General features: G+C 59.0%; 24 protein-coding genes. 12 read left to right on the top strand and 12 right to left on the bottom strand.

What is annotated here, in order from left to right:
- Nucleotides 1–183 precede the first annotated feature (183 nt).
- Together TU82_RS14080 and TU82_RS14075 are read left to right on the top strand one after the other, a co-directional pair.
- On the top strand, nucleotides 184–1,530 hold the full coding sequence (locus TU82_RS14080) for a carbohydrate porin (protein ID WP_057723786.1): 1,347 nt from the start codon (nucleotides 184–186) through the stop codon (nucleotides 1,528–1,530).
- Between the two features lie 99 nt (nucleotides 1,531–1,629).
- A complete protein-coding gene (locus tag TU82_RS14075; RefSeq protein WP_057723785.1) occupies nucleotides 1,630–2,475 on the top strand; it encodes a D-hexose-6-phosphate mutarotase in 846 nt (281 codons plus the stop codon).
- Nucleotides 2,476–2,596: 121 nt separating this feature from the next.
- Here TU82_RS14075 and TU82_RS14070 read toward each other — a convergent pair whose 3' ends face one another.
- Nucleotides 2,597–3,457: a MurR/RpiR family transcriptional regulator gene (locus tag TU82_RS14070; protein ID WP_170039859.1), complete on the bottom strand. Its 861-nt coding sequence runs from the start codon at nucleotides 3,455–3,457 to the stop codon at nucleotides 2,597–2,599.
- A 220-nt stretch (nucleotides 3,458–3,677) separates the two neighbouring features.
- On the opposite strand from TU82_RS14070, the gene zwf reads away from it, so the two are divergent.
- The 3 genes from zwf to TU82_RS14055 are packed head-to-tail and all read left to right on the top strand — an operon-like array spanning nucleotide 3,678 to nucleotide 6,527.
- On the top strand, nucleotides 3,678–5,144 hold the full coding sequence (gene zwf, locus TU82_RS14065; RefSeq protein ID WP_057723784.1) for a glucose-6-phosphate dehydrogenase: 1,467 nt from the start codon (nucleotides 3,678–3,680) through the stop codon (nucleotides 5,142–5,144).
- Nucleotides 5,131–5,844 carry a 6-phosphogluconolactonase gene (pgl, locus tag TU82_RS14060; RefSeq protein WP_057723783.1) on the top strand — a complete coding sequence of 238 codons (714 nt, stop codon included), beginning with the start codon at nucleotides 5,131–5,133 and terminating at the stop codon, nucleotides 5,842–5,844. The genes zwf and pgl overlap by 14 nt, the downstream gene beginning before the upstream one ends.
- 17 nt (nucleotides 5,845–5,861) lie before the next feature.
- Nucleotides 5,862–6,527 (top strand): bifunctional 4-hydroxy-2-oxoglutarate aldolase/2-dehydro-3-deoxy-phosphogluconate aldolase, encoded by a 666-nt coding sequence (locus tag TU82_RS14055; protein ID WP_057723782.1) that lies wholly within the window; start codon nucleotides 5,862–5,864, stop codon nucleotides 6,525–6,527.
- 141 nt (nucleotides 6,528–6,668) lie between these two features.
- Here TU82_RS14055 and TU82_RS14050 read toward each other — a convergent pair whose 3' ends face one another.
- Nucleotides 6,669–7,844, bottom strand: a complete 1,176-nt coding sequence (locus TU82_RS14050; RefSeq protein WP_057723781.1) for an aminotransferase class V-fold PLP-dependent enzyme — start codon at nucleotides 7,842–7,844, stop codon at nucleotides 6,669–6,671.
- 14 nt (nucleotides 7,845–7,858) lie between these two features.
- Nucleotides 7,859–8,095: a DUF3820 family protein gene (locus TU82_RS14045; RefSeq protein ID WP_057724078.1), complete on the bottom strand. Its 237-nt coding sequence runs from the start codon at nucleotides 8,093–8,095 to the stop codon at nucleotides 7,859–7,861.
- A gap of 205 nt (nucleotides 8,096–8,300) precedes the next feature.
- Here TU82_RS14045 and TU82_RS14040 point away from each other — a divergent pair, with 205 nt between their 5' ends.
- Nucleotides 8,301–8,768: a ferritin-like domain-containing protein gene (locus TU82_RS14040; RefSeq protein WP_057723780.1), complete on the top strand. Its 468-nt coding sequence runs from the start codon at nucleotides 8,301–8,303 to the stop codon at nucleotides 8,766–8,768.
- A gap of 96 nt (nucleotides 8,769–8,864) precedes the next feature.
- Here the strand turns inward: TU82_RS14040 and TU82_RS14035 are convergent, their stop codons facing one another.
- From TU82_RS14035 to TU82_RS14025, 3 genes are all read right to left on the bottom strand, one after another.
- Nucleotides 8,865–10,223 carry a sialidase family protein gene (locus TU82_RS14035; protein ID WP_057723779.1) on the bottom strand — a complete coding sequence of 453 codons (1,359 nt, stop codon included), beginning with the start codon at nucleotides 10,221–10,223 and terminating at the stop codon, nucleotides 8,865–8,867.
- Between the two features lie 260 nt (nucleotides 10,224–10,483).
- The gene (locus tag TU82_RS14030; RefSeq protein WP_057723778.1) at nucleotides 10,484–10,954 is read right to left on the bottom strand and encodes a MaoC family dehydratase; all 471 of its coding nucleotides are present in this window, start codon (nucleotides 10,952–10,954) and stop codon (nucleotides 10,484–10,486) included.
- Between the two features lie 57 nt (nucleotides 10,955–11,011).
- Entirely contained in the window at nucleotides 11,012–11,956 is a 945-nt protein-coding gene (locus TU82_RS14025) for an alpha/beta hydrolase (protein WP_057723777.1), read from the bottom strand.
- A gap of 212 nt (nucleotides 11,957–12,168) precedes the next feature.
- Between TU82_RS14025 and fadD2 the strand changes: the two genes are divergently transcribed.
- Both fadD2 and fadD1 read left to right on the top strand, forming a co-directional pair.
- Nucleotides 12,169–13,857, top strand: a complete 1,689-nt coding sequence (fadD2, locus tag TU82_RS14020) for a long-chain-fatty-acid--CoA ligase FadD2 (protein ID WP_057723776.1) — start codon at nucleotides 12,169–12,171, stop codon at nucleotides 13,855–13,857.
- Between the two features lie 381 nt (nucleotides 13,858–14,238).
- The gene (gene fadD1 / locus TU82_RS14015; protein ID WP_057723775.1) at nucleotides 14,239–15,930 is read left to right on the top strand and encodes a long-chain-fatty-acid--CoA ligase FadD1; all 1,692 of its coding nucleotides are present in this window, start codon (nucleotides 14,239–14,241) and stop codon (nucleotides 15,928–15,930) included.
- A gap of 114 nt (nucleotides 15,931–16,044) precedes the next feature.
- On the opposite strand, the gene TU82_RS14010 is transcribed toward fadD1, so the two are convergent.
- Nucleotides 16,045–16,422 (bottom strand): hypothetical protein, encoded by a 378-nt coding sequence (locus TU82_RS14010; protein WP_057723774.1) that lies wholly within the window; start codon nucleotides 16,420–16,422, stop codon nucleotides 16,045–16,047.
- Nucleotides 16,423–16,622: 200 nt separating this feature from the next.
- Between TU82_RS14010 and TU82_RS14005 the strand changes: the two genes are divergently transcribed.
- From TU82_RS14005 to def, 3 genes are all read left to right on the top strand, one after another.
- A complete protein-coding gene (locus TU82_RS14005; RefSeq protein ID WP_043051227.1) occupies nucleotides 16,623–16,808 on the top strand; it encodes a CsbD family protein in 186 nt (61 codons plus the stop codon).
- 179 nt (nucleotides 16,809–16,987) lie between these two features.
- A complete protein-coding gene (locus TU82_RS14000) occupies nucleotides 16,988–17,941 on the top strand; it encodes a YihY/virulence factor BrkB family protein (protein ID WP_057723773.1) in 954 nt (317 codons plus the stop codon).
- Nucleotides 17,938–18,477 (top strand): peptide deformylase, encoded by a 540-nt coding sequence (def, locus tag TU82_RS13995; RefSeq protein ID WP_057723772.1) that lies wholly within the window; start codon nucleotides 17,938–17,940, stop codon nucleotides 18,475–18,477. Before TU82_RS14000 ends, def begins: the two co-directional genes overlap by 4 nt.
- Nucleotides 18,478–18,585: 108 nt before the next feature.
- Here def and TU82_RS13990 read toward each other — a convergent pair whose 3' ends face one another.
- Nucleotides 18,586–19,017 (bottom strand): GNAT family N-acetyltransferase, encoded by a 432-nt coding sequence (locus TU82_RS13990; RefSeq protein ID WP_057724076.1) that lies wholly within the window; start codon nucleotides 19,015–19,017, stop codon nucleotides 18,586–18,588.
- 183 nt (nucleotides 19,018–19,200) lie between these two features.
- On the opposite strand from TU82_RS13990, the gene TU82_RS13985 reads away from it, so the two are divergent.
- Nucleotides 19,201–20,127 (top strand): aliphatic sulfonate ABC transporter substrate-binding protein, encoded by a 927-nt coding sequence (locus tag TU82_RS13985; RefSeq protein ID WP_057723771.1) that lies wholly within the window; start codon nucleotides 19,201–19,203, stop codon nucleotides 20,125–20,127.
- A 126-nt stretch (nucleotides 20,128–20,253) separates the two neighbouring features.
- On the opposite strand, the gene TU82_RS13980 is transcribed toward TU82_RS13985, so the two are convergent.
- From TU82_RS13980 to TU82_RS13965, 4 genes are all read right to left on the bottom strand, one after another.
- On the bottom strand, nucleotides 20,254–20,724 hold the full coding sequence (locus tag TU82_RS13980) for a lipocalin/fatty-acid binding family protein (RefSeq protein ID WP_057723770.1): 471 nt from the start codon (nucleotides 20,722–20,724) through the stop codon (nucleotides 20,254–20,256).
- Between the two features lie 133 nt (nucleotides 20,725–20,857).
- Nucleotides 20,858–22,267, bottom strand: coding sequence for an MFS transporter (locus tag TU82_RS13975; RefSeq protein ID WP_057723769.1), 1,410 nt, complete (start codon nucleotides 22,265–22,267; stop codon nucleotides 20,858–20,860).
- 11 nt (nucleotides 22,268–22,278) lie between these two features.
- Nucleotides 22,279–23,016 (bottom strand): NAD-dependent epimerase/dehydratase family protein, encoded by a 738-nt coding sequence (locus tag TU82_RS13970; protein WP_057723768.1) that lies wholly within the window; start codon nucleotides 23,014–23,016, stop codon nucleotides 22,279–22,281.
- 16 nt (nucleotides 23,017–23,032) lie between these two features.
- Nucleotides 23,033–23,665 carry a glutathione S-transferase family protein gene (locus TU82_RS13965; protein WP_057723767.1) on the bottom strand — a complete coding sequence of 211 codons (633 nt, stop codon included), beginning with the start codon at nucleotides 23,663–23,665 and terminating at the stop codon, nucleotides 23,033–23,035.
- Nucleotides 23,666–23,857 lie beyond the last annotated feature (192 nt).

Raw genomic sequence — 23,857 nt, 5'->3', positions numbered from 1 at the left:
TGCTCGCGAAGGCCGTTAACGATAACGCGGCCATCCTGAATGAACGCAGTGAGCTTGAGTTTTTCGCGAGCAAGCTCGCTCCTACAGCGATTAGGTTAGGATTTAAGTTGTTGTTTTAGTTAAAAAAATGTAACCCGCGTTAGATAAAAACAGTTTAATAACAATAAAGACGAGGATGTAGGGATGAAAAAGCAACACAACAACACTCGGCTGTTCTGCCAACTGTCAGCAGCAGCAGCCCTTGTATTGTCCGCCAATGCGATGGCGGCCGATGCATTCAGTGCCGATTCCAAGTGGATGACCGGCGATTGGGGCGGCGAGCGTACCAAGCTGATCGAGCAAGGTATCGACATCAAGGCCGATTACGTCGGGGAAATGGGCTACAACGCCCACGGTGGCTACAGCGACGACAAGACCGGTCGTTACTCCGACCAGTTCGGTCTGGGCGTGGCACTGGACCTGCAAAAGCTGTGGGGCTGGGATAACACCCAGGCCAAGATCCAGTTCACCAACCGTAATGGCCAGAACATCTCCAATGACCGTATCGGCGACCCGCGTGCCGGCACCTTGAGTTCGTCTCAGGAAGTGTATGGCCGTGGCCACATGGTGCGTCTGACCCAGTTCTGGGTTCAGCACCAGATGTTCGACAACAAGCTCGACGTGAAGCTCGGCTATTTCGGTGAAGGCGAAGACTTCAACACCTTCCCGTGCGACTTCCAGAACCTGTCGTTCTGTGGCTCCCAGGTCGGTAACTACGTAAACACCTGGTACAACTGGCCGGTCAGCCAGGCCGCTATCCGCGTGAAGTACAACATCACGCCTGAGCTGTATGCGCAAATCGGCGCCTACAACCAGAACCCGTCGCAGCTGGAGCACGGCAACGGCTTCAAGCTCAGCGGCAGCGGTACCAAAGGCACCGTGATTCCGGTGGAATTGGTCTGGTCGCCGAAGGTCAACAACCTTCCGGGCGAATACCGCGTGGGTTACTACAAAAGCGCGGCCGATGCTCCGGATGTACGTGAAGACGTCAACGGCAACGATGCGGTTCTCACTGGCGCAAGCTTCCGTACCCGCAGCAGCAAAAAAGGCTACTGGTTCGTTGCCCAACAGCAACTCACCACGCACAACGGCGACGCGACCCGTGGTCTGAACATCGCCGCCAACGCGACCTTCCACGACAAGGAAACCAACCTGGTCGACAACTACCAGTCGTTGATGCTGGTGTACAAGGGCCCATTTGACGCGCGTCCAAAAGACGACGTCGGCATTGGCGTCGCTCGTCTGCACGTCAACGATGACGTGAAGAAGAACTCGGAGCTGCTCAATGCCGCCAATGGCGTCAGCGACTACGACAACCCACTGTACACGCCGATTCGCGAGACCGAATACAACGTCGAACTGAACTACGGTTTCCACGTCACCAACTGGCTGACCGTGCGTCCGAACCTGCAGTACGTTGTCCAGCCGGGTGGCGTGGACAAAGTCGACAACGCGCTGGTAGCGGGCCTGAAAATTCAGTCTACGTTCTAACGCTGTTGCGATAAGCTCCTCTCTCTGTGCGCATTTTGCGGATAGCCATGGCTATCCGCTTTTTTTTGCGTGGCACTGTGATATTCAGGACTGTGGCACATGCATGAGCAACCGCTGCAACGCTTTTTCAAGTCCCTGCGCGAGCGTCCGGTGTTCGCCTGGGAGCGCTTTCAGATGCGCGATGTGCTGGTGATCGACCATCCGCTGTGCCAGGCGGTATTCAGCCGCCAAGGCGCGCAATTGCTGCACTTTCAGCCCGCCGGCCAGAAACCCTGGCTGTGGTGTGCGGCCAAATGGCCGCAAGTCGGCGCCATCCGCGGTGGCGTGCCGGTGTGCTGGCCGTGGTATGGCCGTCACCCCAGCGAAAACGCCTGGCCTTCCCATGGCTGGGCACGCTTGATCGACTGGAAACTGCTCGACAGCAGCACCGATGACGATGGCGTGCGCCTGCATTGGCAGTTGCAGTTGTGCGACTGGCAGGTGGACCTGCACGCACATTTGGGCGAAACCCTGGAGCTGCGCCTGAGCACCGAGCATCAGGACGAGCTGCCGTGCCAGTTGAGCCATGCTTTGCACGCTTACTGGCGTATTGGTCACGTTGACGAGGTAGCGCTGTCTGGGCTCGACGGGGCGCAAGGTTATGACCAGCTCAACCGTCAGGTTTGCCAGCAGGAAGGTGAACTGCGGGTCGATGGAGGATGCCAGCGGGTGTTCCAGCATGAGGGCGAATTACAGCTCAAGGACCACGCCTGGCAGCGTGAACTGTGCATCGATACCGGCGACAGCGCCGACACGGTGGTGTGGCATCCCGGCAGCCGACCGTTGCTGGGCGTGAGTTTCAATGAGGCATCAGGGTTTGTGTGCGTGGAGTCGGCGATGGCCGGGGCGAGCCTGGCGCCGGGGGAGCGGGCGCATCTAAGTCTTCAGGCCAGGGCAGGCGCCTAGCTGTGTGGCTGATGGCCTCATCGGGGGCAAGCCCCCTCCCACATTTTGATTTGTGAACCCATTCAAAAGTGGGAGGGGGCTTGCCCCCGATGAGGCCAGTCAAGTCAACACAGATGCTGAATCAGTTGAATTCATCCCCCACCGGATACCGGCTGTCATTCAAGCTCTCTTTGATCTTGCGCAAATGCGGCTGGAAATCCACGCCACGGCGCAGTGTCATCCCGGTCGCCAGCACATCCAGTACCGTCAGCTGAATGATCCGCGACGTCATCGGCATGTAGATATCGGTGTCTTCCGGCAGCGGAATGTTCAGGCTCACGGTACTGGCCTTGGCCAGCGGCGAGTTCTCGGCCGTCACGCCCAGCACCGATGCGCCGTTTTCCCGCGCGATACGCGCCACTTCCACCAGCTCACGGGTACGCCCGGTGTAGGAAATGATCACGAACAATTCACCCGTATGCGCCACCGAGGCGATCATGCGTTGCATCAGCACGTCGGCGTGGGCAGTCACCGCCAGGTTGAAACGGAAGAACTTGTGCAGCGCGTCCATCGCCACCGGTGCCGAGGCGCCCAGGCCGAAAAAGTGGATCTGCCGCGCCTGGATCAACAAATCCACGGCCTTGCTGATCAGGGCCGGGTCCAGGGCCTGGCAGGCGCTGTCCAGGGAGGCAATGGCGCTGCCAAAGATCTTCTGGGTGTAGGCCTCGGGGTTATCATCGGCTTCCACGGCGCGGCTGACATACGCCGCGCCACTGGCCAGACTTTGCGCCAGCTGCAATTTAAGTTCAGGGTAGCCGCTGACGCCGAACGAACGGCAGAAACGGTTGACCGTCGGTTCGCTGACCGAGGCGGCCTGGGCAAGGGCGGCGATCGAGAAGCGGGTGGCCTGCTGCGGGTTGAGCAGGATGACCTCGGCGACTTTTTTCTCGGCCTTGTTCAATTCTTCGAGGCGGTTCCGGATTTGTTCCAGAAGATTTCGCACGCGGTCCATTCAGTCTTTCCTTCGGGCGACGATGCAAATAAGGAGGCGGTAACCAATCGATGAGTGGCTTTTCGCGGTGGCCTATCCTACTGAGGGTAGCCGAACACCACCACACGCAATGCGTATTTGCGGAAAATGTTGTGGTTATTACTACATTTTTCCTTGAGTGATGCCTTGAAAAAAGGTATTTGTAGCTTAACTTGATAAAAGAACAAACATCATGCCTTCGATAACCGTGGAACCCTGCACCTTTGCCCTGTTTGGCGCGTTGGGTGATCTGGCGCTGCGCAAGTTATTTCCTGCTCTCTATCAACTCGATGGCGCCGGCCTCCTGCACGATGACACGCGCATCCTGGCCCTGGCCCGCGAAGCCGGCTCCGAGCAGCAGCACCTGGCCCATATCGAAAAAGAACTGCGCAAGTACGTCGGCAAGGAACTTGACGAAGCCGTGGCCCAGCGTTTCCTGGCGCGCCTGGCGTATGTGCATGTCGACTTCATGAAGGCCGACGACTACGTCGGGCTTGCCGAAAAAGCCGGCAGCGAACAGCGCCTCATCGCCTACTTCGCCACCCCGGCCGCCGTATATGGCGCGATCTGCGAAAACCTGTCCAAGGTCGGCCTGGCAGAAAACACTCGCGTGGTGCTGGAAAAACCGATCGGTTCGGACCTGGAATCCTCGCGCAAGGTCAACGATGCGGTCGCGCAGTTTTTCCCGGAAAACCGCACCTACCGCATCGACCACTACCTGGGCAAGGAAACCGTCCAGAACCTGATCGCCCTGCGTTTCGCCAACAGCCTGTTCGAAACCCAGTGGAACCAGCACTACATTTCCCACGTGGAAATCACCGTGGCCGAGCAGGTTGGCATCGAAGGCCGTTGGGGCTACTTCGACAAGGCCGGCCAACTGCGCGACATGATCCAGAACCACCTGCTGCAGCTGCTGTGCCTGATCGCCATGGACCCGCCGGCCGACCTGTCCGCCGACAGCATCCGTGACGAGAAGGTCAAGGTGCTCAAGGCCCTGGCGCCGATCAGCCCGGAAGGCCTGACCACCCAGGTGGTGCGCGGCCAGTACATCGCCGGCTACAGCGCCGGTAAAGCCGTGCCGGGGTACCTGGAAGAAGAGAACTCCAACACCCAGAGCGACACCGAGACCTTCGTCGCCCTGCGCGCCGATATCCGTAACTGGCGTTGGGCCGGGGTGCCGTTCTACCTGCGTACCGGCAAGCGCATGCCGCAAAAGCTGTCGCAGATCGTCATCCACTTCAAGGAACCGTCCCACTATATCTTCGCCCCCGAGCAGCGCTTGCAGATCAGCAACAAGTTGATCATCCGCCTGCAGCCGGACGAAGGTATTTCCTTGCGCGTGATGACCAAGGAGCAGGGCCTGGACAAGGGCATGCAACTGCGCAGCGGTCCGCTGCAACTGAATTTTTCCGACACCTATCGCAGCGCACGCATCCCCGATGCCTACGAGCGTTTGCTGTTGGAAGTGATGCGCGGCAATCAGAACCTGTTTGTTCGCAAAGATGAAATCGAAGCCGCGTGGAAGTGGTGTGACCAGTTGATCGCCGGGTGGAAAAAATCCGGTGATGCGCCCAAGCCGTACGCGGCGGGTTCCTGGGGGCCGATGAGCTCGATTGCACTGATCACGCGGGATGGGAGGTCGTGGTATGGCGATATCTGAATTGAAACTGCCTCAGGGCGTTACTGCCCATGAGTACCGCACGCCCGTGCTGTTGGCGGACGGCCTGGCCAATGACGTGGCCGAACAATTGCGTGCGGCCATCAGCGCCCGTGGCGGGGCGACCCTGGTCGTGTCCGGCGGCCGCAGCCCCGTGGCGTTTTTCCAGAACCTGGCCGGGCAGGCCCTGGACTGGTCCAAGGTCACCGTCACCCTGGCCGATGAGCGTTGGGTGCCGGTGGAACACGCCGACAGCAATGCCGGTTTGTTGAAGCAGCACCTGTTGCAAGGCCCGGCGGCCAAGGCCAGGTTCCTCAGCCTGTACAGCGCCGCCGCCAACCTTGAAGACGCCGCCGAGCAGGCCGATCGCCTGCTGGCCGAACTGCCAGCCATTGACGTGCTGGTGCTAGGCATGGGTGATGACGGCCACACCGCCTCGCTGTTTCCCGACAGCCCGAACCTGGCTGAAGCCTTGCAGGCCGACGGTACCCGCCGTTGCTGGCCGATGCTGGCGCCGACCGTTCCGCACCAGCGCCTGACCATGAGCCGCGCATTACTGGCGACGGCCCACTACACCGTGCTGTCGATTTCCGGCAGTTCCAAATTGACCACCTTGAGCGCCGCGCTGGCCGGTGACGACGTCGCCGCCATGCCGATTCGCGCGTTTTTGCAACCTACATTAGAGATTTACTGGTGCCCATGAGCCAAGGATCAGCCGCTATGAAAAGCCCTCAATCGACCGTGTCCATGGCGGATAAAGTTGCCCTGATCGACAGCCTCTGCGCCAAGGCGCGGATCCTGCCGGTGATCACCATCGCCCGCGAACAGGACATCCTGCCGCTGGCCGATGCCCTGGCAGCCGGTGGCCTGACCGCATTGGAAGTGACCCTGCGTTCCGAGTTCGGTCTCAAGGCCATCCAGGTGCTGCGCGAGCAGCGCCCTGAACTGTGCACCGGCGCAGGCACCGTGCTGGACCGTCATATGCTCGAGGCGGCTGAAGTGGCCGGCTCGCAATTTATCGTCACCCCCGGCATTACCCGCGACCTGCTGGAAGCCTCGGTGCACAGCCCGATCCCGCTGCTGCCCGGCATCAGCAATGCCTCCGGCATCATGGAAGGCTATGGCCTGGGCTATCGCCGCTTCAAGCTGTTCCCGGCCGAGGTCAGCGGCGGCGTGGCTGCGATCAAGGCCTTGGGCGGCCCGTTCGGCGAAGTGAAATTCTGCCCGACCGGTGGCGTCGGCCCGGCCAACATCAAAAGCTACATGGCGTTGAAAAACGTGATGTGCGTGGGCGGTAGCTGGATGCTTGATCCCGAGTGGGTCAGGAATGGCGACTGGGCACGCATCCAGGAAGTCACCGCCGAGGCGCTGGCGCTGCTGGATTGACCTGATTTACCGAATCGTTGTTGCTGTGCTTAACGGCATTTTTGCGGTGCACTTGGTCGGTGTACCGCTTTTTTTTGCCTGTAGAAAACCGCGAGAACGCCACAAAACCAGTGTGGGAGGGGGCAAGCCCCCTGCCACATTTTAATCTGTGTTTAGTTGGGTAATTGCGTGGACCAACATATCGATCTCCGCAGCGGAAGTCACCAACCCCGGCGTCACTCGAATACAGGTTCCAAACGCCGCGCCTGAGCGGGTTGTGGTGAATACGTCATACTCCTTGAGCAACCTGTCAACCATCACCTGCTGATCGCGCCCAGTGAACTTGAACGCGGTAATCCCGCAATACACCCTCGGATCATCCGGCGTCAGCACCTCAATCCCCGGCAACTTACGCACCTGGCTCACCCACATGTCCCGCAGGTAGTTGACCCGCGCACCTTTGGCCGCTGCGCCACCCAGTTGCCGATGCTCTTCAAGCACCAATGGCAGGCTCATCAGTGCCGGAAAGTTCGGCGTGCTGTAGGACGTACGTGCCCGTACATCCGTGGCGGGGTAGTGGAATTCGCCCATGTCCGGGTCGATATCCGGCAGGCGTTCGGGGGCAATGTAGAGAAAGCCCAGGGTCAGCGGTGCGCCGATCCATTTGTGCAGGTTGAAGCCGGCGAACTGAATGCCCAGTTCGCCAAGGTTGAAATCGATCTGGCCCAGGGCGTGCGCGCCGTCGAGGATCATGTCGACTCCATGTTCACGCGCCGCCCTGGCAATCGCGGCCACCGGCATCACCAGGCCGGTACGGTGGGTGACATGGGTCAGCGCCATCAGCTTCAGACGCGGGTATTGATTGAAGGTATCGCGATAAGTCTGCACCAGGCTGTCGAAACTGGCCGGATGCGTATGGGAAATTTCGATTACCTCGACACCGCGCACGCCGGCCAGCCAGCGCATCGCGCCTTTGACCGTGTCGTACTCCAGATCACTGATCAGCACCTGATCGCCCGGCTGCAGGCGGTTGTAGTTGCGGATCAGCGACTGCAAGGCTTCGGTGGCGTTGCGGGTGAAGGCCACCGAGTCGGGGTCTGCGTCGATCAGCGCGGCCAGTTGGCGGCGAATCTCGACAGCTTCCCCTTGCTCGAAGCGCTGGCGTACATGCACCGAGTTGCTGCGGTTGATAAACGCCACGTGTTCCAGGTACTGCGCCTGGACTGCACGGCTCATGCGCCCGAAGTAACCGTTTTCCAGATTGACCCGGCCCGGCTCCAGCTCGTAGCGCTGGGCGATGGCCTGCCAGTGAGGTTCGTTGTTCGCATTCCTTGGCATGGCGTGGCTCTCAGTTAATGGCGAGGGGCGGGTTTACCGTGTTTAACGCGCAGCGGCTCAAGCAAGTCGGCCAGGCCGTTGTGGTCGATTTCCTGCATCAAGGCCAGCAAACCGCCGAGTTCTCCGTGGGGGAAACCCTCGCGGGCGAACCAGTTCAGGTAGGGGCCGGGCAGGTCGGCGATGATCCGGCCTTTGTATTTGCCAAAAGGCATTTCGCGGGTGATCAGCAATTCGAGTTTTTCGGGGTTCATGGTTTTGAGCAGTGAAGGCGAGGCTTTCGAAAATACAGGCATTCTGCATGAAGGCCAAATGACAGATCATGCAAATAACATACATACAGATGGTTCAATTATTATTAAGTCATTGAATTTAAAGATAAAAGTTATTATTCAAAACCTGGCACGGGCGCTGCAATCATTAAGGCAACCTTCATCAATCCACACAAGGAATTGAAAAATGACTGACATCAACAAAGAATCGATCTCCGTACTGAATGACCTGATCGAAACCAGCATCGATGGCCAGAAAGGTTTCAAAGAGTGCGCTGAAGACATCAAGCACCCTGAACTCAAAGCCCTGTTCGCCAAGCGCTCCGCCGATTGCGCCACTGCTGCCGCCGAGCTGAAAACCGCCGTGCGTGCCCTGGGTGGCGATCCGGAAGATTCCGGCAGCATGGCCGGTGCGCTGCATCGCGGTTGGGTTGACGTGAAATCGATGATCACCGGTAAGGACGAAGAGTCCGTGCTGAACGAAGCCGAGCGCGGTGAAGACCACGCACTGAAGGCTTACCGTGAAGCGATCGAGAAGATCAACAAGCACAACCTGCTGGGTATTCGTGACCTGGTTGAGCGTCAGTACCACGGCGTACAACGTAACCACGATCAGGTCAAAGCCCTGCGTAACCAGGCACGTGCTCAGTCCTGATTCGAGCGTTGTACGGTTGCAGGCGCGTTGATTGATCTGTAACGCGCCATAAAAATCCGAGGTCCCCTTTGGGCCTCGGATTTTTTTCGCCTACCCTTAGCTCCTGTATTTTTTATAGGCATACACAGGATAAAAGTCTTTGGAGATCTGGTCGATTGGCGAGGGAAGCGTGGCGGTGCTGATGGGTTTGAGCCGAAACTTGTTCCTGTTTTGAAACTTCTCCCGCTCCTTATCATCCGGTGCAAATAAAAATACCATGCCCTCAATGTCGAGTACTCGGCCTATTTCATCTGCGACGCGTTCGGTAATAGGCGCCCCCATTAAGGTAATGATTTTAACTTGCTCGCAGGCTATGGGGAAATCGGGGTCCTCGTAAGTAGCAACCGGCATGATATTCGGAATTGCACTGTGACGGTTGATACCGTTGGAAACGGGCTGTCGGTATAGATTCAGATTAACCGCTGCGTCGAAACCGGATATCAAGTTACCTGCGTGGATGCGTCCTTCCCCCCAGACATCAAGTAGCGGGATGGCGCGGTTAAGGGTTTGATAATGTTGGAAAGCGTACGACAGTGTGTGGTCATTGTTTCGATAGAAGCAATAAAGAAGCCCTTCATGCTCTACCAGGCACGGACTGTTCGAGATGCCGTCGTTCACCACCGTCTTATCAGGGCACCACGTTCCGTTATCCAGATAATTTATACAAAGGCTGGCATGTTCGGACGTGACGGTACGTGCGCTGAAGAGGCTGTCATTATAAGTGTAAAGGGAAGGACTTTCCGAAACATTGGCAGACAGACTCAGTTCATGAGACCACTGCATACCGTCAAATTTAATGCACCAGGCGGTTTTGGTGCTCGCCTTGTGATAGGCGCAATAAAGTTCGCCCTTGTACACGGCGAGGGAGGGTGATTCTGTTATTTCAAGGCCATGGATGCGCTGATCTTCATCCCAGTCAGCACCATTGAACGTCGAATACCACAGGGTGCCACGGTCTTCCTCCCAACCCTGGTGGAAGCAATATAATTTATCCTGGTAAACCGCCAGGGAGGGGGAGGTCAAGATACCTTTCTTCGTAGTGATGACGCTTGACCATGTGCTCCCGTCAAAGGTGGTGTACGTTAACTTTTGCGAATCACCACCAGGCCGAAACGCGCAATAGATTTTATTATCGTATACCGCGACTGCGGGCGTGCCGGTGACATATATATGTGGAATGGTGTGTTTGACAGTATTCTTCAATTGACCCGAGGGCATGCGCTGGAAGATCAGGTAATCGACCTTGCCATTATCGAGGCTGCCGTAATGTTGAATAAATACATACAGGTCGCCTTTGAAGACCACCGCGCTGATACTGGCCGATGATCGATCGGGCAGGTGTGTACCGCTGAACCAAGTCCCCGATTCCTTGAACGTGTTGTTTTCATAAATCACATTGTCGAGTGGGTTCTTCATTTTTATAGTTTCCTGGCGTGTTCTAGATACGTTGTCAGTCGTAAAGTTGAGAGGGCGACTGAATAGGCAACCGGCAATTCATAGTTGAAGCCGGTTGATTTTTATCGAACGTACAGGATCAGGCCAGTCCGTATTGCGGGCGCTGGGCGTGGGACAACGCCCTGTTCAATGAGCGTCGTTGAGGTGCATGTGTATTACTTTAGTTACTTTGTCGATCAGGACGGCCACTGGGCGACCGTCCTATTACTCAAAGCGATGAATCAACCAATACTGATCGGCGGCAGTTCGGTCAGCGTGACAATCTGCTGCTTACGCGGCGCAAGAATCTCCGCCTCGCCATCCACTACCAACTCATCACGCTGGTTGAAAACGCGCGTGGCAATGCGAACGCGAAATTTGGGCAGCTTCTCCAGGATTTCCAGGCGCACGGTTAACGTATCGCCGATCTTCACCGGCTTCTGAAAGCTCATCTGCTGGCCGATATAGATCGTGCCCGGCCCAGGCAATTCACAGGCTACGGCCGCACTGATCAGCGCACCGCTGAACATGCCATGGGCGATACGCTCTTTGAACATGGTCGCCTTGGCATATTCGGCATCCAGGTGCACCGGGTTGTGATCGCCGGACATGGCGGCGAACAACTGGATATCGCGCTCTTCGACGGTCTTGCTGAAGCTGGCGGTCTGGCCGACTTCGAGGGCTTCGTAGGGTGTGTTGGTTACCTGGGTCATCTAAACGTGCATCCTGTGGCTAATCGATAATTTAATTGGCTGATTTTAAACGCAAAGTCATTCGCAGCGGGTGGGCCTGCGCAATGTCAGGGTGTGCTCGAGCCACGCCAGTACATCCGCGGTGACGTCGTCGCGGTTGGTTTCGTTGAACACTTCATGACGCGCCTGCGGGTAGATCGTCAATTGCAGGTGCTGGCAACCGGCCTCACGCAGGGCATGGGCCAGGCTTTTGAGACGCTTGCCTTCACTGACCGGATCACATTCACCGCCGATCACCAGAATCGGCAGGCCCGGATCGATCTGCGCGAGATTGGACGCTTTGCTGATGTGCTGCAAGCCGCCGAGCAGGTCGACCCAGAGTTGATTGGTGCAGCGAAAACCGCACAGCGGGTCATGAATGTACTTGTCGACTTCAACCGGGTCGCGGCTGAGCCAGTCGAAGGCGGTGCGATTGGGTTTGAATGCCTTGTTGAATGAACCGAACGACAGGAAGTCAATCAACGCACTGCGCCCGCGCAAGCCCTGGCGCGCGCGTTCGATACGTGCAATCAGCCGCGCTGCGCGATACAGCGCCACCGGCTGGAAATTGGAACCGCTCAGAATGGCGCCGTGCAGGCTGGCGCTGTGATGCAGCATGTACGCCTGCGCGATATAGCTGCCCATGCTGTGGCCCAGCAAAATAATCGGCACCCCCGGGTGCTGCTGGCCGATGTGCTGGTTGAGACTGGCCAGATCGCCCACCACCTTATTCCAACCATCGCTCTCGGCAAAAAGCCCCAGGGTGCCCTCATCGGCGGTACGGCCATGCCCGCGCTGGTCCAGCGCATATAAACCATAGCCGGCGCCGCACAATGCCTGGGCCAGGCGTGCATAGCGGCCGCTGTGCTCGGCCATGCCGTGGGACAGCATCACCAGGGCCTTGGGTGCAACGTCGGGCATCCATTGATTGACGTACAGGCGGCTGTGGTCATTCGCGGTCAGCCAGACAGTGCGGTGGTTCATGGCGGTTCCTTTGCTCAGGGTCGTTGCAGTGTATAGCTCATCTGCTGCAGGGCGGGGTATCTGCCTACGCCTCAGCGACAAGATTCATACAATCAATGACACAGTTCAGCGTATTTGCCTGTTTGGCCATTACTGCTACCGTCCTCCAAGCTCCGCTCTTTATAGCTGCATCGAAAAGCGGCCGGACCTGTTCAGGTAAGAGGACAAGAATAATGCAACCTGATTTCTGGAATGACAAACGCGCCGCTGGCGTTCCCAACACCATCGACCTCACCAGTTACGCGTCGGTGATCGAAGTCTTCGAGCGCTCTTGCAAGACCTTTGCCGACCGTCCGGCCTTCAGCAGCATGGGCATCACCCTGACCTACGCCGAGCTTGAGCGCCACAGCGCGGCGTTCGCCGGTTACCTGCAGCAGCACACCGACCTCAAGCCCGGCGAGCGCATCGCGGTGCAGATGCCCAATGTGCTGCATTACCCGATTGCCGTGTTTGGCGCACTGCGCGCAGGGCTGATCGTGGTCAATACCAACCCGTTATACACCCCGCGTGAAATGCGTCACCAGTTCAAGGACGCCGGCGTGCGGGCGCTGGTCTACCTCAACCTGTTCGGTTCGCGGGTTCAGGAGGTGTGCACCGACACCGAGATCGACTACCTGATCGAAGCCAGGATGGGCGACTTCATGCCCGCCGCCAAGGGCTGGCTGGTCAACACACTGGTCGACAAGGTGAAGAAGATGGTCCCGGCCTACCATCTGCCGCGCGCGGTATCGTTCAAGCGCGCCCTGGGCATGGGCGCCGGCCTGGGCGTGACCCGCCATCCGGTGACCCTCGACGACATCGCTGTGCTGCAATACACCGGAGGCACCACCGGCCTGGCCAAGGGCGCGATGCTCACTCACGGCAACCTGGTGGCGAATATGCAGCAGGTGCGGGCGTGCATGTCCCAGACCGGCGACGATGGTCACCCGTTGATCAAGGAAGGGCAGGAGGTGATGATTGCGCCGCTGCCGCTGTACCACATCTATGCGTTCACAGCGAACTGCATGTGCATGATGGTATCCGGCAACCACAACGTGCTGATCACCAACCCTCGGGACATTGGCGGGTTCATCAAGGAGCTGAAGAAGTGGCGTTTCACCGGGTTGCTGGGGCTTAACACGCTGTTTGTGGCGCTGATGGACCATCCGGATTTCAAGAGCCTGGACTTCTCCCATCTCAAGCTGACCAACTCCGGCGGCACCGCGTTGATCAAGGCCACCGCCGAGCGCTGGCAGCACATCACCGGTTGTGCGATCGGCGAGGGCTACGGCCTGACCGAAACCTCGCCGGTGGCCAGCACCAACCCTTATGGCGATAAGTCCCGGCTGGGTACGGTCGGCATTCCGGTGCCGGCCACGGCCATGAAAGTGATCGATGACGAGGGCATCGAGCTGCCGTTGGGCGAGCGCGGCGAACTGTGCATCAAGGGCCCGCAGGTGATGAAAGGCTATTGGCAGCAACCGCAGGCCACCGCCGAAGCGCTGGACGCCGAAGGCTGGCTCAAGACCGGCGATATCGCTGTGATCGATGCCGATGGCTTTATCCGTATTGTCGATCGCAAGAAAGACCTGATCATCGTGTCGGGCTTCAATGTGTACCCCAACGAAATCGAAGACGTGGTGATGGCCCATCCGGCGGTGGCCAACTGTGCGGTGATCGGCGTCCCGGACGAGCGTACCGGGGAGGCGGTGAAACTGTTTGTGGTGGCGCGTGCCCAAGGGGTGACCCTTGAGGAGTTGAAGGCGTACTGCAAGACCAACCTCACCGGGTACAAGGTGCCCAAGCATATCGTGCTCAGGGATTCGCTGCCGATGACGCCGGTGGGCAAGATTCTGCGCCGGGAGCTGCGCGACATCGCCTGAATTGAAATGAGGTTGAAATGTGGGAGGGGGCTTGCCCCCCGATAGCAGTAGTTCAGTCAATGCATTGGTGACTGACACACCGCCATCGGGGGCAAGCCCCCTCCCACATTTGTCATATGTTGCCCGGTAAGCCTCATTCCAGAGCGGATTTCAGTGATATAGAATCTTTGCTCTAAAAATGACCATTGGATATTCTTGAGTCATGTTTATGACTGTAGGGCCCTCTTTTGGCTCTAGGCGGGCCTTGGCAAAGCTGCTACTCTCGGCGCGCTTTGTGACGTCTAGGCCTGCTTGAAAGCGCCAGATTCACCTTGAAACACACACCAATAATAATCGCATCAAATGCGATGATGAATTCGCGTCGCTGAGGAGTGGGCTTCCATGAACGAAGACTTTTGGAAGGATAAGTACCCCGCCGGGATTGCTGCACAAATCAATCCGGACGAGTATCCGAATATTCAGGCGGTACTGAAGCAGTCCTGCCAGCGCTTCGCCAACAAACCGGCTTTCAGCAACCTGGGCAAGACCATCACCTACGGTGAACTGTACGAATTGTCCGGCGCATTTGCCGCCTACCTGCAACAGCATACCGACTTGAAGCCCGGCGATCGAATCGCTGTGCAACTGCCCAACGTCCTGCAGTACCCGGTCGCCGTATTCGGCGCCATCCGCGCCGGGCTGATCGTAGTCAACACCAACCCGCTGTACACCGCGCGGGAAATGGAACATCAATTCAACGACTCCGGGGCCAAGGCCCTGGTCTGCCTGGCGAACATGGCGCACCTGGCTGAAAAAGTCGTGCCCAAGACCGCCGTCAAGCATGTGATCGTGACCGAAGTGGCCGACCTGCTGTCGCCGTTCAAGCGCCTGTTGATCAACAGCGTGATCAAGTACGTGAAGAAAATGGTCCCGGCGTATCACTTGCCGCAGGCGATCAAGTTCAATGACGTGCTGGCCAAGGGGCAGGGCCAACCGGTCAGCGATGCCAACCCGGCCAGCGGCGATGTGGCGGTGCTGCAATACACCGGCGGCACCACCGGCGTGGCCAAGGGCGCGATGCTCACCCATCGCAACCTGGTCGCCAACATGCTGCAATGCAAGGCGCTGATGGGTTCCAACCTCAATGAAGGGTGCGAAATCCTGATCACGCCGCTGCCGCTGTACCACATCTACGCGTTCACCTTTCATTGCATGGCGATGATGCTGATCGGCAACCACAACATCCTGATCAGCAACCCGCGCGACCTGCCGGCGATGGTCAAGGAACTGTCGAAGTGGAAGTTCAGCGGCTTTGTCGGCCTCAATACCTTGTTCGTGGCGCTGTGCAACAACGAAGGTTTCCGCAAGCTGGATTTCTCCGCGCTCAAGGTCACCCTGTCAGGGGGCATGGCGCTGCAACTGGCGGCGGCCGAACGCTGGAAGGCCGTGACCGGCTGTGCCATCTGCGAGGGCTACGGCATGACCGAAACCAGCCCGGTGGCCACCGTGAACCCGATCCAGCATATCCAGATCGGTACCATCGGCATCCCGGTGCCTTCGACCGTGTGCAAGGTGATCGCTGACGACGGCACCGAGCTGGCGCTGGGCGAAACCGGCGAGCTGTGCGTCAAAGGCCCGCAAGTGATGAAGGGCTACTGGCAGCGCGAAGACGCCACCGCCGAAATGCTCGACAGCGAAGGCTGGCTGAAGACCGGCGACATCGCGATCATCCAGCCCGACGGCTACATGCGTATTGTCGACCGCAAGAAGGACATGATCCTGGTCTCGGGTTTCAACGTGTACCCCAACGAACTGGAAGACGTGCTGGCGGGCCTGCCGGGCGTGTTGCAGTGTGCGGCCATCGGCGTACCGGATGAAAAGTCGGGTGAGCACATCAAGCTGTTCATCGTGGTCAAGCCAGGGGCGACCCTGACCAAGGAACAGGTGATGGAACATATGCGCGCCAACGTCACCGGCTACAAGGTGCCCAAGGCCGTTGAGTTTCGTGATGCATTGCCGACTACCAACGTGGGCAAGATTTTGCGGCGTGAATTGCGTGATGAAGAACTGAAGAAGCTCGGCCTTAAGAAGTAACGCAAACCAAATGTGGGAGGGGGCTTGCCCCCGATAGCAGGGTGTCAGTCCATATCAATGGAACTGACCCACCGCTATCGGGGGCAAGCCCCCTCCCACATTTGGATCACGCGCTTACAGGGCGAACTGCGCAAAACTCACGCCCGCACCGGCAGGCCGCACGTCCTTGAGGAACGAGTCCTTGTCCGCGCTCAGCTCCAGGGTAATTTCCGGCTTGCGCTTGCCCGCATTGCGCACCACCAGCCCTTCGAGGTTTTCGCGCAGGAACAGGGTCGGCACCTTCAGGTGCAGCAACTGGTCGGTGTCGGCGTTGTGCATCAACAGGTGGATCCACTCGTACTGGCCCACGCCGATCCGCACCACGGGCAGGTCGAACCACCAGATGTTGCGTTTGCGGTCCAGGTCGGTGAAATGACAGTTGTTGACGCCGAGTACGGCACCCCCCAGTTCCTGGTTTCTACGGGCGATGGCCTGTGCTTTATCGAGTTTCATAACCTTCCTACGGGATCTGTTATTCAGCGTGTGAGCCTGAATGTGCCGGGCATTCTCATGGGTTGGCTGCAAAACATAAAGGCAAACCTGCCCCTTTCGATGAAATGCCCGCTGAAAATAATTGAAACTCTGGCGCCTGGCTTCCAGTCAACCGCAGCGTAGTGACCAAAAACCATTTGATTGTTATCAGGAGTAATACCATGGGCAGCACTTCCGATAAGGTAAAAGGCATGGCCAACGAAGCCGTCGGTAACGTCAAGCAAGGCGTCGGCAAGGCTACGGATAACGACAAACTGCGTGCTGAAGGCGTGGTCCAGGAAAAGAAAGGCGAAGCGCAGCAGGCCGTTGGCAAGACCAAGGATGCAGTGAAAAAAGCCACCGAGTAAGCCGGCTTGGCTGGCTCCTTCCTGCAGCCCGACGGCCATCCACGGATGGCCGTTTTTGTGGGTGCTGGTGCAACTAAAGTTTAGAAATTGTTTCAAAGTCGCCAAATGGGCTACTTTGATGTAGAAAACGGCCCCTGAGTCGCCCACGACGTCAACTCTTTGCGGCGAAAGGAGACGCTATGATCTTTCCGGTACTTAATGGTCTCAAGCTGCACAAGGTGCTGGTGCGCACCGTCACTGAATTCGTCGACGACGAGATGCCCACCTACGCCTCGGCACTGGCCTACCAGATGCTGTTCTCGCTGTTTCCCTTCCTGCTGTTCCTGATTGCCCTGATCGGCTTTCTGCATCTGCCGGATTTCTTCACCTGGCTGCGCCTGCAGTCGGAGCTGGTATTGCCGCCCCAGGCCCTGGAGCAGGTCAACCCGGTGATCGACCAACTGCAGCAATCCAAGGGCGGGCTGCTGTCGGTGGGTATCGTGATCGCCCTGTGGACCGCCTCCGCCGGCGTGCGCCTGATGATGAGCGCGATGAACGCCGCGTATGACGTGGTGGAGGGGCGGCCGATCTGGAAGCGCTTTCCGCTGTCGATTTTCTACACCGTCGGCATCGCCGGCATGCTGCTGGCCGCCGCCGCGCTGATGGTGCTTGGCCCCCAGGTGATGGAGTGGCTGGCCGGGCAGATCGGCATGCAGGAATTCGTGGTCACGCTGTGGACCATCCTGCGCTGGCCGCTGATCGTGATCCTGCTGATGTTTGCCGTGGCCCTGATGTACTACGTGATGCCGGACGTCGAGCAGGAGTTTCGCTTTATCACCCCGGGGTCCGTATTGGCGGTGGTGGTGTGGATCGTCGCTTCCCTGGGCTTTGGCTACTACGTCAAGACCTTCGCCGACTACAACGCCATGTATGGCAGTATCGGTGCGATCATTGTCCTGCTGCTGTACTTCTATATTTCCGCCGCCGTGCTGCTGCTCGGCGCGGAGATGAACGCCGTGATCGAACACATGTCCGCCGAAGGCAAGGACCCCGGCGAGAAGGAAATCGACGGACCCGGCCATACGCCTGAAAAACAGCATGTCTCAGGCCTGGGCCGAGACCACTCCAAGCCCATCACCGAGCCTGATCAATGATCCGTGAAATCCTCAAAATGGGCGATGAACGTCTGCTGCGCATCGCCTCGCCGGTGCCGCCGGAAATGTTCGACAGCCCCGAGCTGTGGCAACTGATCGATGACATGTTCCAGACCATGGAGCACGTAGGCGGCGTCGGCTTGGCCGCGCCGCAGATCGGCGTGGACCTGCAACTGGTGATCTTCGGTTTCGAGGCCAGCGAACGCTACCCGGAGGCGCCGCCGGTGCCGCAGACCATCCTGATCAATCCGTTGATCACCCCGCTCAGCCCGGTGCTGGAAGAGGGCTACGAGGGTTGCCTGTCGGTTCCCGGCCTGCGCGGCGCCGTGGACCGTTACCAGCAGATCCGCTACGAAGGTTTCGACCCCAAGGGCGAGCCGATCGTACGTTTTGCCGACGGCTTCCATGCGCGGGTGGTGCAGCATGAGTGCGACCACCTGATCGGTCGCTTGTACCCATCGCGGATTACCGACTTCAGTAAGTTCGGATTTATCGAAGTGATGTTCCCCGACATGGACCCAACCGCCGACGAATGACCTGCAGGCCCTCTGTAGGAGCGAGCTTGCTCGCGAAAAACGTCAACGATAACGCGTGCTTCGTGAATGAACGCGGTGCCTGTGAATTTTTCGCGAGCAAGCTCGCTCCTACACACTGCTATCGGGGGCAAGCCATCCAGGTGATTTAAGTCCCATCGCGATCATCGGTTTGTTGCGCTTGTAACGCACCAACCGCTCACTGAGCGATTGCGGCAACACCGTGTCTTGAGAAAACCCCATGCGCTGGTACAGCGTTTCAAGGTCCGGATGGCACAGCAGCCAGACCGTGCCGTCCACACCCGCCACTGCCTGTTGAACCAATCGCGCCGCCAGCCCCTGGCCGCGATAGGCTGGATCAACGAACACCCCTGTCAGCCACTGCCCACCGACCACGGGTGTCAGGCACAACCCGGCCACAATCTCGCCGTCTCTTGCCACCCACAACTGCCCACCCTTGAGCGCCTTCATCGACGAGTTGTGGCTGCGGTAAAACTTGTTCAGCAACGGCCATAGCGGCGCTGCCAGCCGTTTGATATGCATGGTCAAACCAGTTGAAAGGGCGAGGCGGGCATTGTAACCGGTGCCGGAGGAGCGCAAGCAGTGGCCGCTCTTATCTTGTGTAAAGTTATAAGCAGATGAATTTTAAATATTATTAAAGAATAAGAGGGCTTGTTAGGATCGCTCCCAACCCGCACCCGCCGCCAAGGCCAAGGAAGCGCTCTTATGCTGAAAATGATGGTTGTCGCTGTTCTTTCACTGGTCGCCGCCAACGTGCTGGCCGCCGATCCGTCCACCCTGCGCATTGGTTATCAGAAGAGCTCGGTGAGCATGGTGCTCGCTCGTGAGCACAAGCTCTTCGAGGCCGCATTGCCCGGCACCCAGGTGCAGTGGACCGAGTTCCTCGGTGGCCCGCCGCTGATCGAGGCGCTGAACGCCGGTAGCCTGGACATCGGCAATATCGGTGACATCCCGCCCATTTTCGCCCAGGCCGCCGGCATCGAGTTGCAGTACATCGCCGTCGAGCCTAATGACGGCAAGACCGAAGCCGTGCTCGTGCCCAAGGCCAGCACGATTCAGAACGTGGCCGAACTCAAGGGTAAGCGCGTGGCGCTGCTCAAGGGCTCCAGTGCGCACAACCTGTTCCTCAAGAGCCTGCTGCGCGCCGGCTTGCAGTGGAAGGATGTCAACGTGGTGTACCTGTCGCCGTCCGACGGCCGCGCCGCATTCGAGCAAGGCAAGGTGGACGCCTGGGTCGTGTGGGACCCGTATTACTCCGCCGCCGTGGTCGACGGTGCCGCCCGCGTGCTGGGCACCGGTGAAGGCCTGAATCCTGCCGGCAGTTTCTTCGTGGCCAGCGGCGCGTTCGCCCGGCAAAACCCCCAGGCGATCGCCACCATTATCCAGACCCTCGGCAAGGCGCAGCGTCTGTCGCTCGATGAGCCCGAGGCCAGCATCGCACTGATGGCCAAGACCCTGGGCCTGCAACCGGCCGTGGTCAAAAGCTACTTCGAACACCGCTCGCCGGCGCCGATCCGGCCGCTGCAGGCGGTCGACATCGCCACTCAGCAAGGCACCGCCGACCTGTTTTTTGCCAATGGCCTGATTCCGAGAAAGATCGATGTGCAGCAGGTTGTGTTCAAAGGTCCATGAGCCCACGTTGAGTTCAAAATGTGGGAGGGGGCTTGCCCCCGATGCGGTGGATCAGCCAAAGATTCATTGCCTGATCCACCGCCATCGGGGGCAAGCCCTCCCACATTTGTTGTTCAGCGGTGTGGCTTAGATGGCTGCCAGGGTGTCTTTCAGTGCCTGGGTTTGTGGAGCAGCCGTCTTCGCCGCTACCTGCTGCTGTTGCTGCTCCTTCAAGCGTTCAGCCACTTGCCTGGCAATTGCGTCTTGCCTTTCCTGCGGCAAGGCCTGCACTTGCTCCTCGGTCAAACCCTGCTCCTTGAGCATCTGCTCACGAATGCGTTCGGCCGGGGATTTGCTCATGTAGTCGGTGAGTTCAGCCCGCGCCCCTGAAGTCGACGTTGTGGCCTGCAGTTGCACGCGAGTCTTGGCGAACGCCTCGTCGATGCGGTCGCCCGCCTTGTCCAGCTCCTTCTGCGCGGCCGGCATCGCCGTACCTTGCTGCGCAGCCTGCAGCGCGCCGCTGTACAACGCGCTGGCGGCGGCATTGGCCGGGTCCATGTCGGACCGCTTGATCTGTTGAACAGTCGAAGCGGCTTGGGTAGTGGTGTTAACCAGCATGATCGGTCACCTGTGCAAATATGCGGTGCAACAGCTGGAGCAATTAGCATGCCGGGCACACGGTGCGCGTGTTTACTGGGGTGCAAGCAACCGTCGCGGCAAACACTGGCCCGTCGACGGCCAACCCTTGCCGTCAGCGGGCGATATGCTCCAATGCCAGGTTACGCGTACGCGGCCCGAACCAACTGATGGTAATCATCACGATCAGCATGCTGCTGGCAATAAACGCCAGCACGCCCGGCGTGCCCAGGTGCTCGAGGATAAAACCGATCAGCAGGCTGCTGAACACCGTGGACAAGCGGCTGAACGAATAACAGAACCCCACCGCTCGCGCACGGATATTGGTGGGGAACAATTCGCTCTGGTACGAGTGATAGCTGAAGCTCAGCCAGGCATTGCAGAAGGTGATCATTACCCCGCAGAAAATCAGCCCCACCGCCGTGGTCTGCAGGGCGAACAGGCTGCCGAAGATCACCGCACCCATGGCCGAGCCGACGATCTGCCACTTGTTTTCGAAACGGTTGGCGACCTTCACGAACAGCAGCGGGCCTAGCGGGTAGGCGAGGGTGATGATAAAGGCGTAGAGCAGGCTGTGGGTCACACTGACGCCCTGGCCCGACAGCAAGGCCGGCAGCCAGTTGCCAAAGCCGAAGAAACCGATGGCCTGGAACACGTGGAACACGATCAGCATCAAGGCGCGGCGACGGTAGGGCGGCTGCCAGATATCGGCGAAACGGCCGCTGCCCTGCACGCTGACAGCCTCCGGTTGCGGTGCATCCAGAGGCTGGCCGTGATCCTTCAGGCAGCGCGCTTCCAGGGTGTTCATGATCGCGCCGGCCTCCTCGAAACGACCCTTCTGCGCCAGCCAGCGCGGTGATTCCGGCAGGCGCTTGCGCAGTTGCCAGATAAACAGTGCAAACACCGCACTGCTGAGCACCACCCAGCGCCAACCGGAGATGCCGAACGGCGCCTGGGGCACCAGCCACCAGGACATCAGCGCCACCGCCGGCACCGACAGGAACTGGATGAAAAACGCAAAGGCAAACGCCGAACTGCGCATGCGCTTGGGCACCAGTTCCGACAGATAGGCGTCGATGGTCACCAGCTCAATGCCCAGGCCAATGCCCACCAGAAAGCGCATGCAGATAATGCCCAGGGCCGACGTCTGAATGCCCATCAACACCGTGGCGACGGTGTACCAGATCAACGCAAAGGTGAAGATCGCCCGGCGTCCGAAACGGTCGGCGAAGGGGCTGAGCAGGCTGGCACCGAGGAACAGGCCGAGGAACGTGGCCGAGGCGAATGCGGCCTGGTCAGAGAAGCCAAACGCGCCCGCGTTGCCGGTGTGGAAGATCCCGTCGCTGATCAGACCGGGGCTGATATAGGCCGTTTGGAACAGGTCATACAGCTCGAAAAAACCGCCGATCGATAGCAACGCCACCAGGCGCCAGATGCTGGCGACTGCTGGCAGGCGGTCGATGCGCGCGCTGATGTGGGCGGCGCGGGTCGGGTTGATGCCGTCGGTGGCAGATAATGAAGGCATGGCAGCAGAACTCAGTAAGTAATGGGGATCGCAAACGTCTGGAACGCATCATCCACGGGGTGGTAGCCCAACACCCGCGTGGTTTCGCTCAGGTCCAGGCGCTTGAAGCGGTTATTGGAAATGCCATGGGCGATCAAGTGTTTCACACCCTCGGCCTCTACCGAACGCTGCAACAATTGCACGGCATCGCGGGGGCTGAGCCAGGCGCTGAGGTCGCGGGCGTTGTTGAGGTCGTGGGTTTCGGGGAATTCAAAGGCGCCGATGCGCAGGGCGATGGTCGACAGCGATGTCTTGGCTGCGTAGTAACCACACAGCGCCTCGCCGTAGCACTTGCTTACGCCATACAGGTTGGCGGGCATCACCGGCATGCCAGGCGTGATCTGGCGATCCACCGGGTAGCCTTCGATGGTTTGCGCGCTGCTGGCGAATACCAGGCGCTGCACGCCGGCGTTCACGGCGGCTTCGAACAGGTAGGTGGTGGCGAGGATATTGTTGGGCAGCAGTTCGTCGAACGACGCGCTGGCATCGGGGATGCCCGACAGGTGCACGATCACGTCGATGCCTTCGAGCAGGGCTGCGAGGCTGGATTTATCACTGAGGTCAGCGTGTATGAAGCGGTGTCCAGCCAAATCGAAATCCGGCGCGATGCGGTCAGTGAGGGTGAAACGGTAGCGATCTTTCGACGCCTGGAAAAATGTCTTGCCGATTCTGCCGCAGGCGCCGGTGAGGAGTACGTTGAGTCCGTTCAAGAAGTTGTCCCTGTATTTAGTTGTGGCCGTCGAGGGCGAAGGTCTTGAAACCGGCGTGCTGGCTGAGCCGCTGGTAATAGGCGGCGATGGCCGGGTAGGGCGGACGCTGCATGGGCGTCACCTGCCAGCGGTGTACCGAGAGGCCGATGAGGATATCGGCGAGGGTGAACTCATCGCCGGCCACATACGCACCGGTCCGGGCCAACTGTTGTTCGAGAATGCCCATCTTGTCGTTCCACACCTGCACGGCGGCGTTAATCTGCGCCGCGTCCAGCCCATCGGGATTGTTACGCACCAGCGCGGTGAACGCGTCGCCCCAGGCGCGGTTGAGTTCGGTGGCTTGCCAGTCGATCCATTGCTCGATGCGGGCCCTTGGCGCGGGCTCCAAGGGCAGCAGGTCAGTGCGTTGATACAGGCCGACGAGGTAGCGGCAGATGGTATTGGACTCCCACAGCACGCCGTGGTCGTCGATCAGCACCGGCACCTGGGCGTTGGGATTCAGGGCCATGAACTCGGCGGATTGGGTGGGCTTGAAGCCGATGCCCCAGTCCTCACGCACGTAGTCGATGCCCAATTCCTGGCAGGTCCAGAGTACTTTGCGCACGTTGATGGACGAGGTGCGACCCAAGATTTTCAGTGAGTGTCCCATGGTGCTTCCCTGGCGATTCAAAGCAACCAATCTAGCAGGGGATGAGAGGGGGGAGGTAGCGTCGGCGTTCATGACAAACGGGGTGCTGGTCGGGTGGCTTGTATTCGGGGGCTCGCAGGGTCAATACAGACACTTGTGATGATACGAGGTAAGTGAAATAGCCGAGTAAAGCCCGCAAGAGCCTTTCAATGT

The organism is Pseudomonas orientalis, assembly GCF_001439815.1.
GTDB classification, from domain to species: domain Bacteria; phylum Pseudomonadota; class Gammaproteobacteria; order Pseudomonadales; family Pseudomonadaceae; genus Aquipseudomonas; species Aquipseudomonas orientalis.
The sequence above is the reverse complement of the archived record's forward strand: the minus strand, read 5'-3'. Positions and strand labels throughout refer to the sequence as shown.

Excerpts from the sequence above, each read along its gene's own strand:
- TU82_RS14080 (WP_057723786.1), top strand. The coding sequence starts at position 184 with ATGAAAAAGCAACACAACAACACTCGGCTGTTCTGCCAACTGTCAGCA.
- TU82_RS14075 (WP_057723785.1), top strand. The coding sequence starts at position 1,630 with ATGCATGAGCAACCGCTGCAACGCTTTTTCAAGTCCCTGCGCGAGCGT.
- zwf (WP_057723784.1), top strand. The coding sequence starts at position 3,678 with ATGCCTTCGATAACCGTGGAACCCTGCACCTTTGCCCTGTTTGGCGCG.
- pgl (WP_057723783.1), top strand. The coding sequence starts at position 5,131 with ATGGCGATATCTGAATTGAAACTGCCTCAGGGCGTTACTGCCCATGAG.
- TU82_RS14055 (WP_057723782.1), top strand. The coding sequence starts at position 5,862 with ATGAAAAGCCCTCAATCGACCGTGTCCATGGCGGATAAAGTTGCCCTG.
- TU82_RS14050 (WP_057723781.1), bottom strand. The coding sequence starts at position 7,844 with ATGCCAAGGAATGCGAACAACGAACCTCACTGGCAGGCCATCGCCCAG.
- TU82_RS14045 (WP_057724078.1), bottom strand. The coding sequence starts at position 8,095 with ATGAACCCCGAAAAACTCGAATTGCTGATCACCCGCGAAATGCCTTTT.
- TU82_RS14040 (WP_057723780.1), top strand. The coding sequence starts at position 8,301 with ATGACTGACATCAACAAAGAATCGATCTCCGTACTGAATGACCTGATC.
- TU82_RS14035 (WP_057723779.1), bottom strand. The coding sequence starts at position 10,223 with ATGAAGAACCCACTCGACAATGTGATTTATGAAAACAACACGTTCAAG.
- TU82_RS14030 (WP_057723778.1), bottom strand. The coding sequence starts at position 10,954 with ATGACCCAGGTAACCAACACACCCTACGAAGCCCTCGAAGTCGGCCAG.
- TU82_RS14025 (WP_057723777.1), bottom strand. The coding sequence starts at position 11,956 with ATGAACCACCGCACTGTCTGGCTGACCGCGAATGACCACAGCCGCCTG.
- fadD2 (WP_057723776.1), top strand. The coding sequence starts at position 12,169 with ATGCAACCTGATTTCTGGAATGACAAACGCGCCGCTGGCGTTCCCAAC.
- fadD1 (WP_057723775.1), top strand. The coding sequence starts at position 14,239 with ATGAACGAAGACTTTTGGAAGGATAAGTACCCCGCCGGGATTGCTGCA.
- TU82_RS14010 (WP_057723774.1), bottom strand. The coding sequence starts at position 16,422 with ATGAAACTCGATAAAGCACAGGCCATCGCCCGTAGAAACCAGGAACTG.
- TU82_RS14005 (WP_043051227.1), top strand. The coding sequence starts at position 16,623 with ATGGGCAGCACTTCCGATAAGGTAAAAGGCATGGCCAACGAAGCCGTC.
- TU82_RS14000 (WP_057723773.1), top strand. The coding sequence starts at position 16,988 with ATGATCTTTCCGGTACTTAATGGTCTCAAGCTGCACAAGGTGCTGGTG.
- def (WP_057723772.1), top strand. The coding sequence starts at position 17,938 with ATGATCCGTGAAATCCTCAAAATGGGCGATGAACGTCTGCTGCGCATC.
- TU82_RS13990 (WP_057724076.1), bottom strand. The coding sequence starts at position 19,017 with ATGCATATCAAACGGCTGGCAGCGCCGCTATGGCCGTTGCTGAACAAG.
- TU82_RS13985 (WP_057723771.1), top strand. The coding sequence starts at position 19,201 with ATGCTGAAAATGATGGTTGTCGCTGTTCTTTCACTGGTCGCCGCCAAC.
- TU82_RS13980 (WP_057723770.1), bottom strand. The coding sequence starts at position 20,724 with ATGCTGGTTAACACCACTACCCAAGCCGCTTCGACTGTTCAACAGATC.
- TU82_RS13975 (WP_057723769.1), bottom strand. The coding sequence starts at position 22,267 with ATGCCTTCATTATCTGCCACCGACGGCATCAACCCGACCCGCGCCGCC.
- TU82_RS13965 (WP_057723767.1), bottom strand. The coding sequence starts at position 23,665 with ATGGGACACTCACTGAAAATCTTGGGTCGCACCTCGTCCATCAACGTG.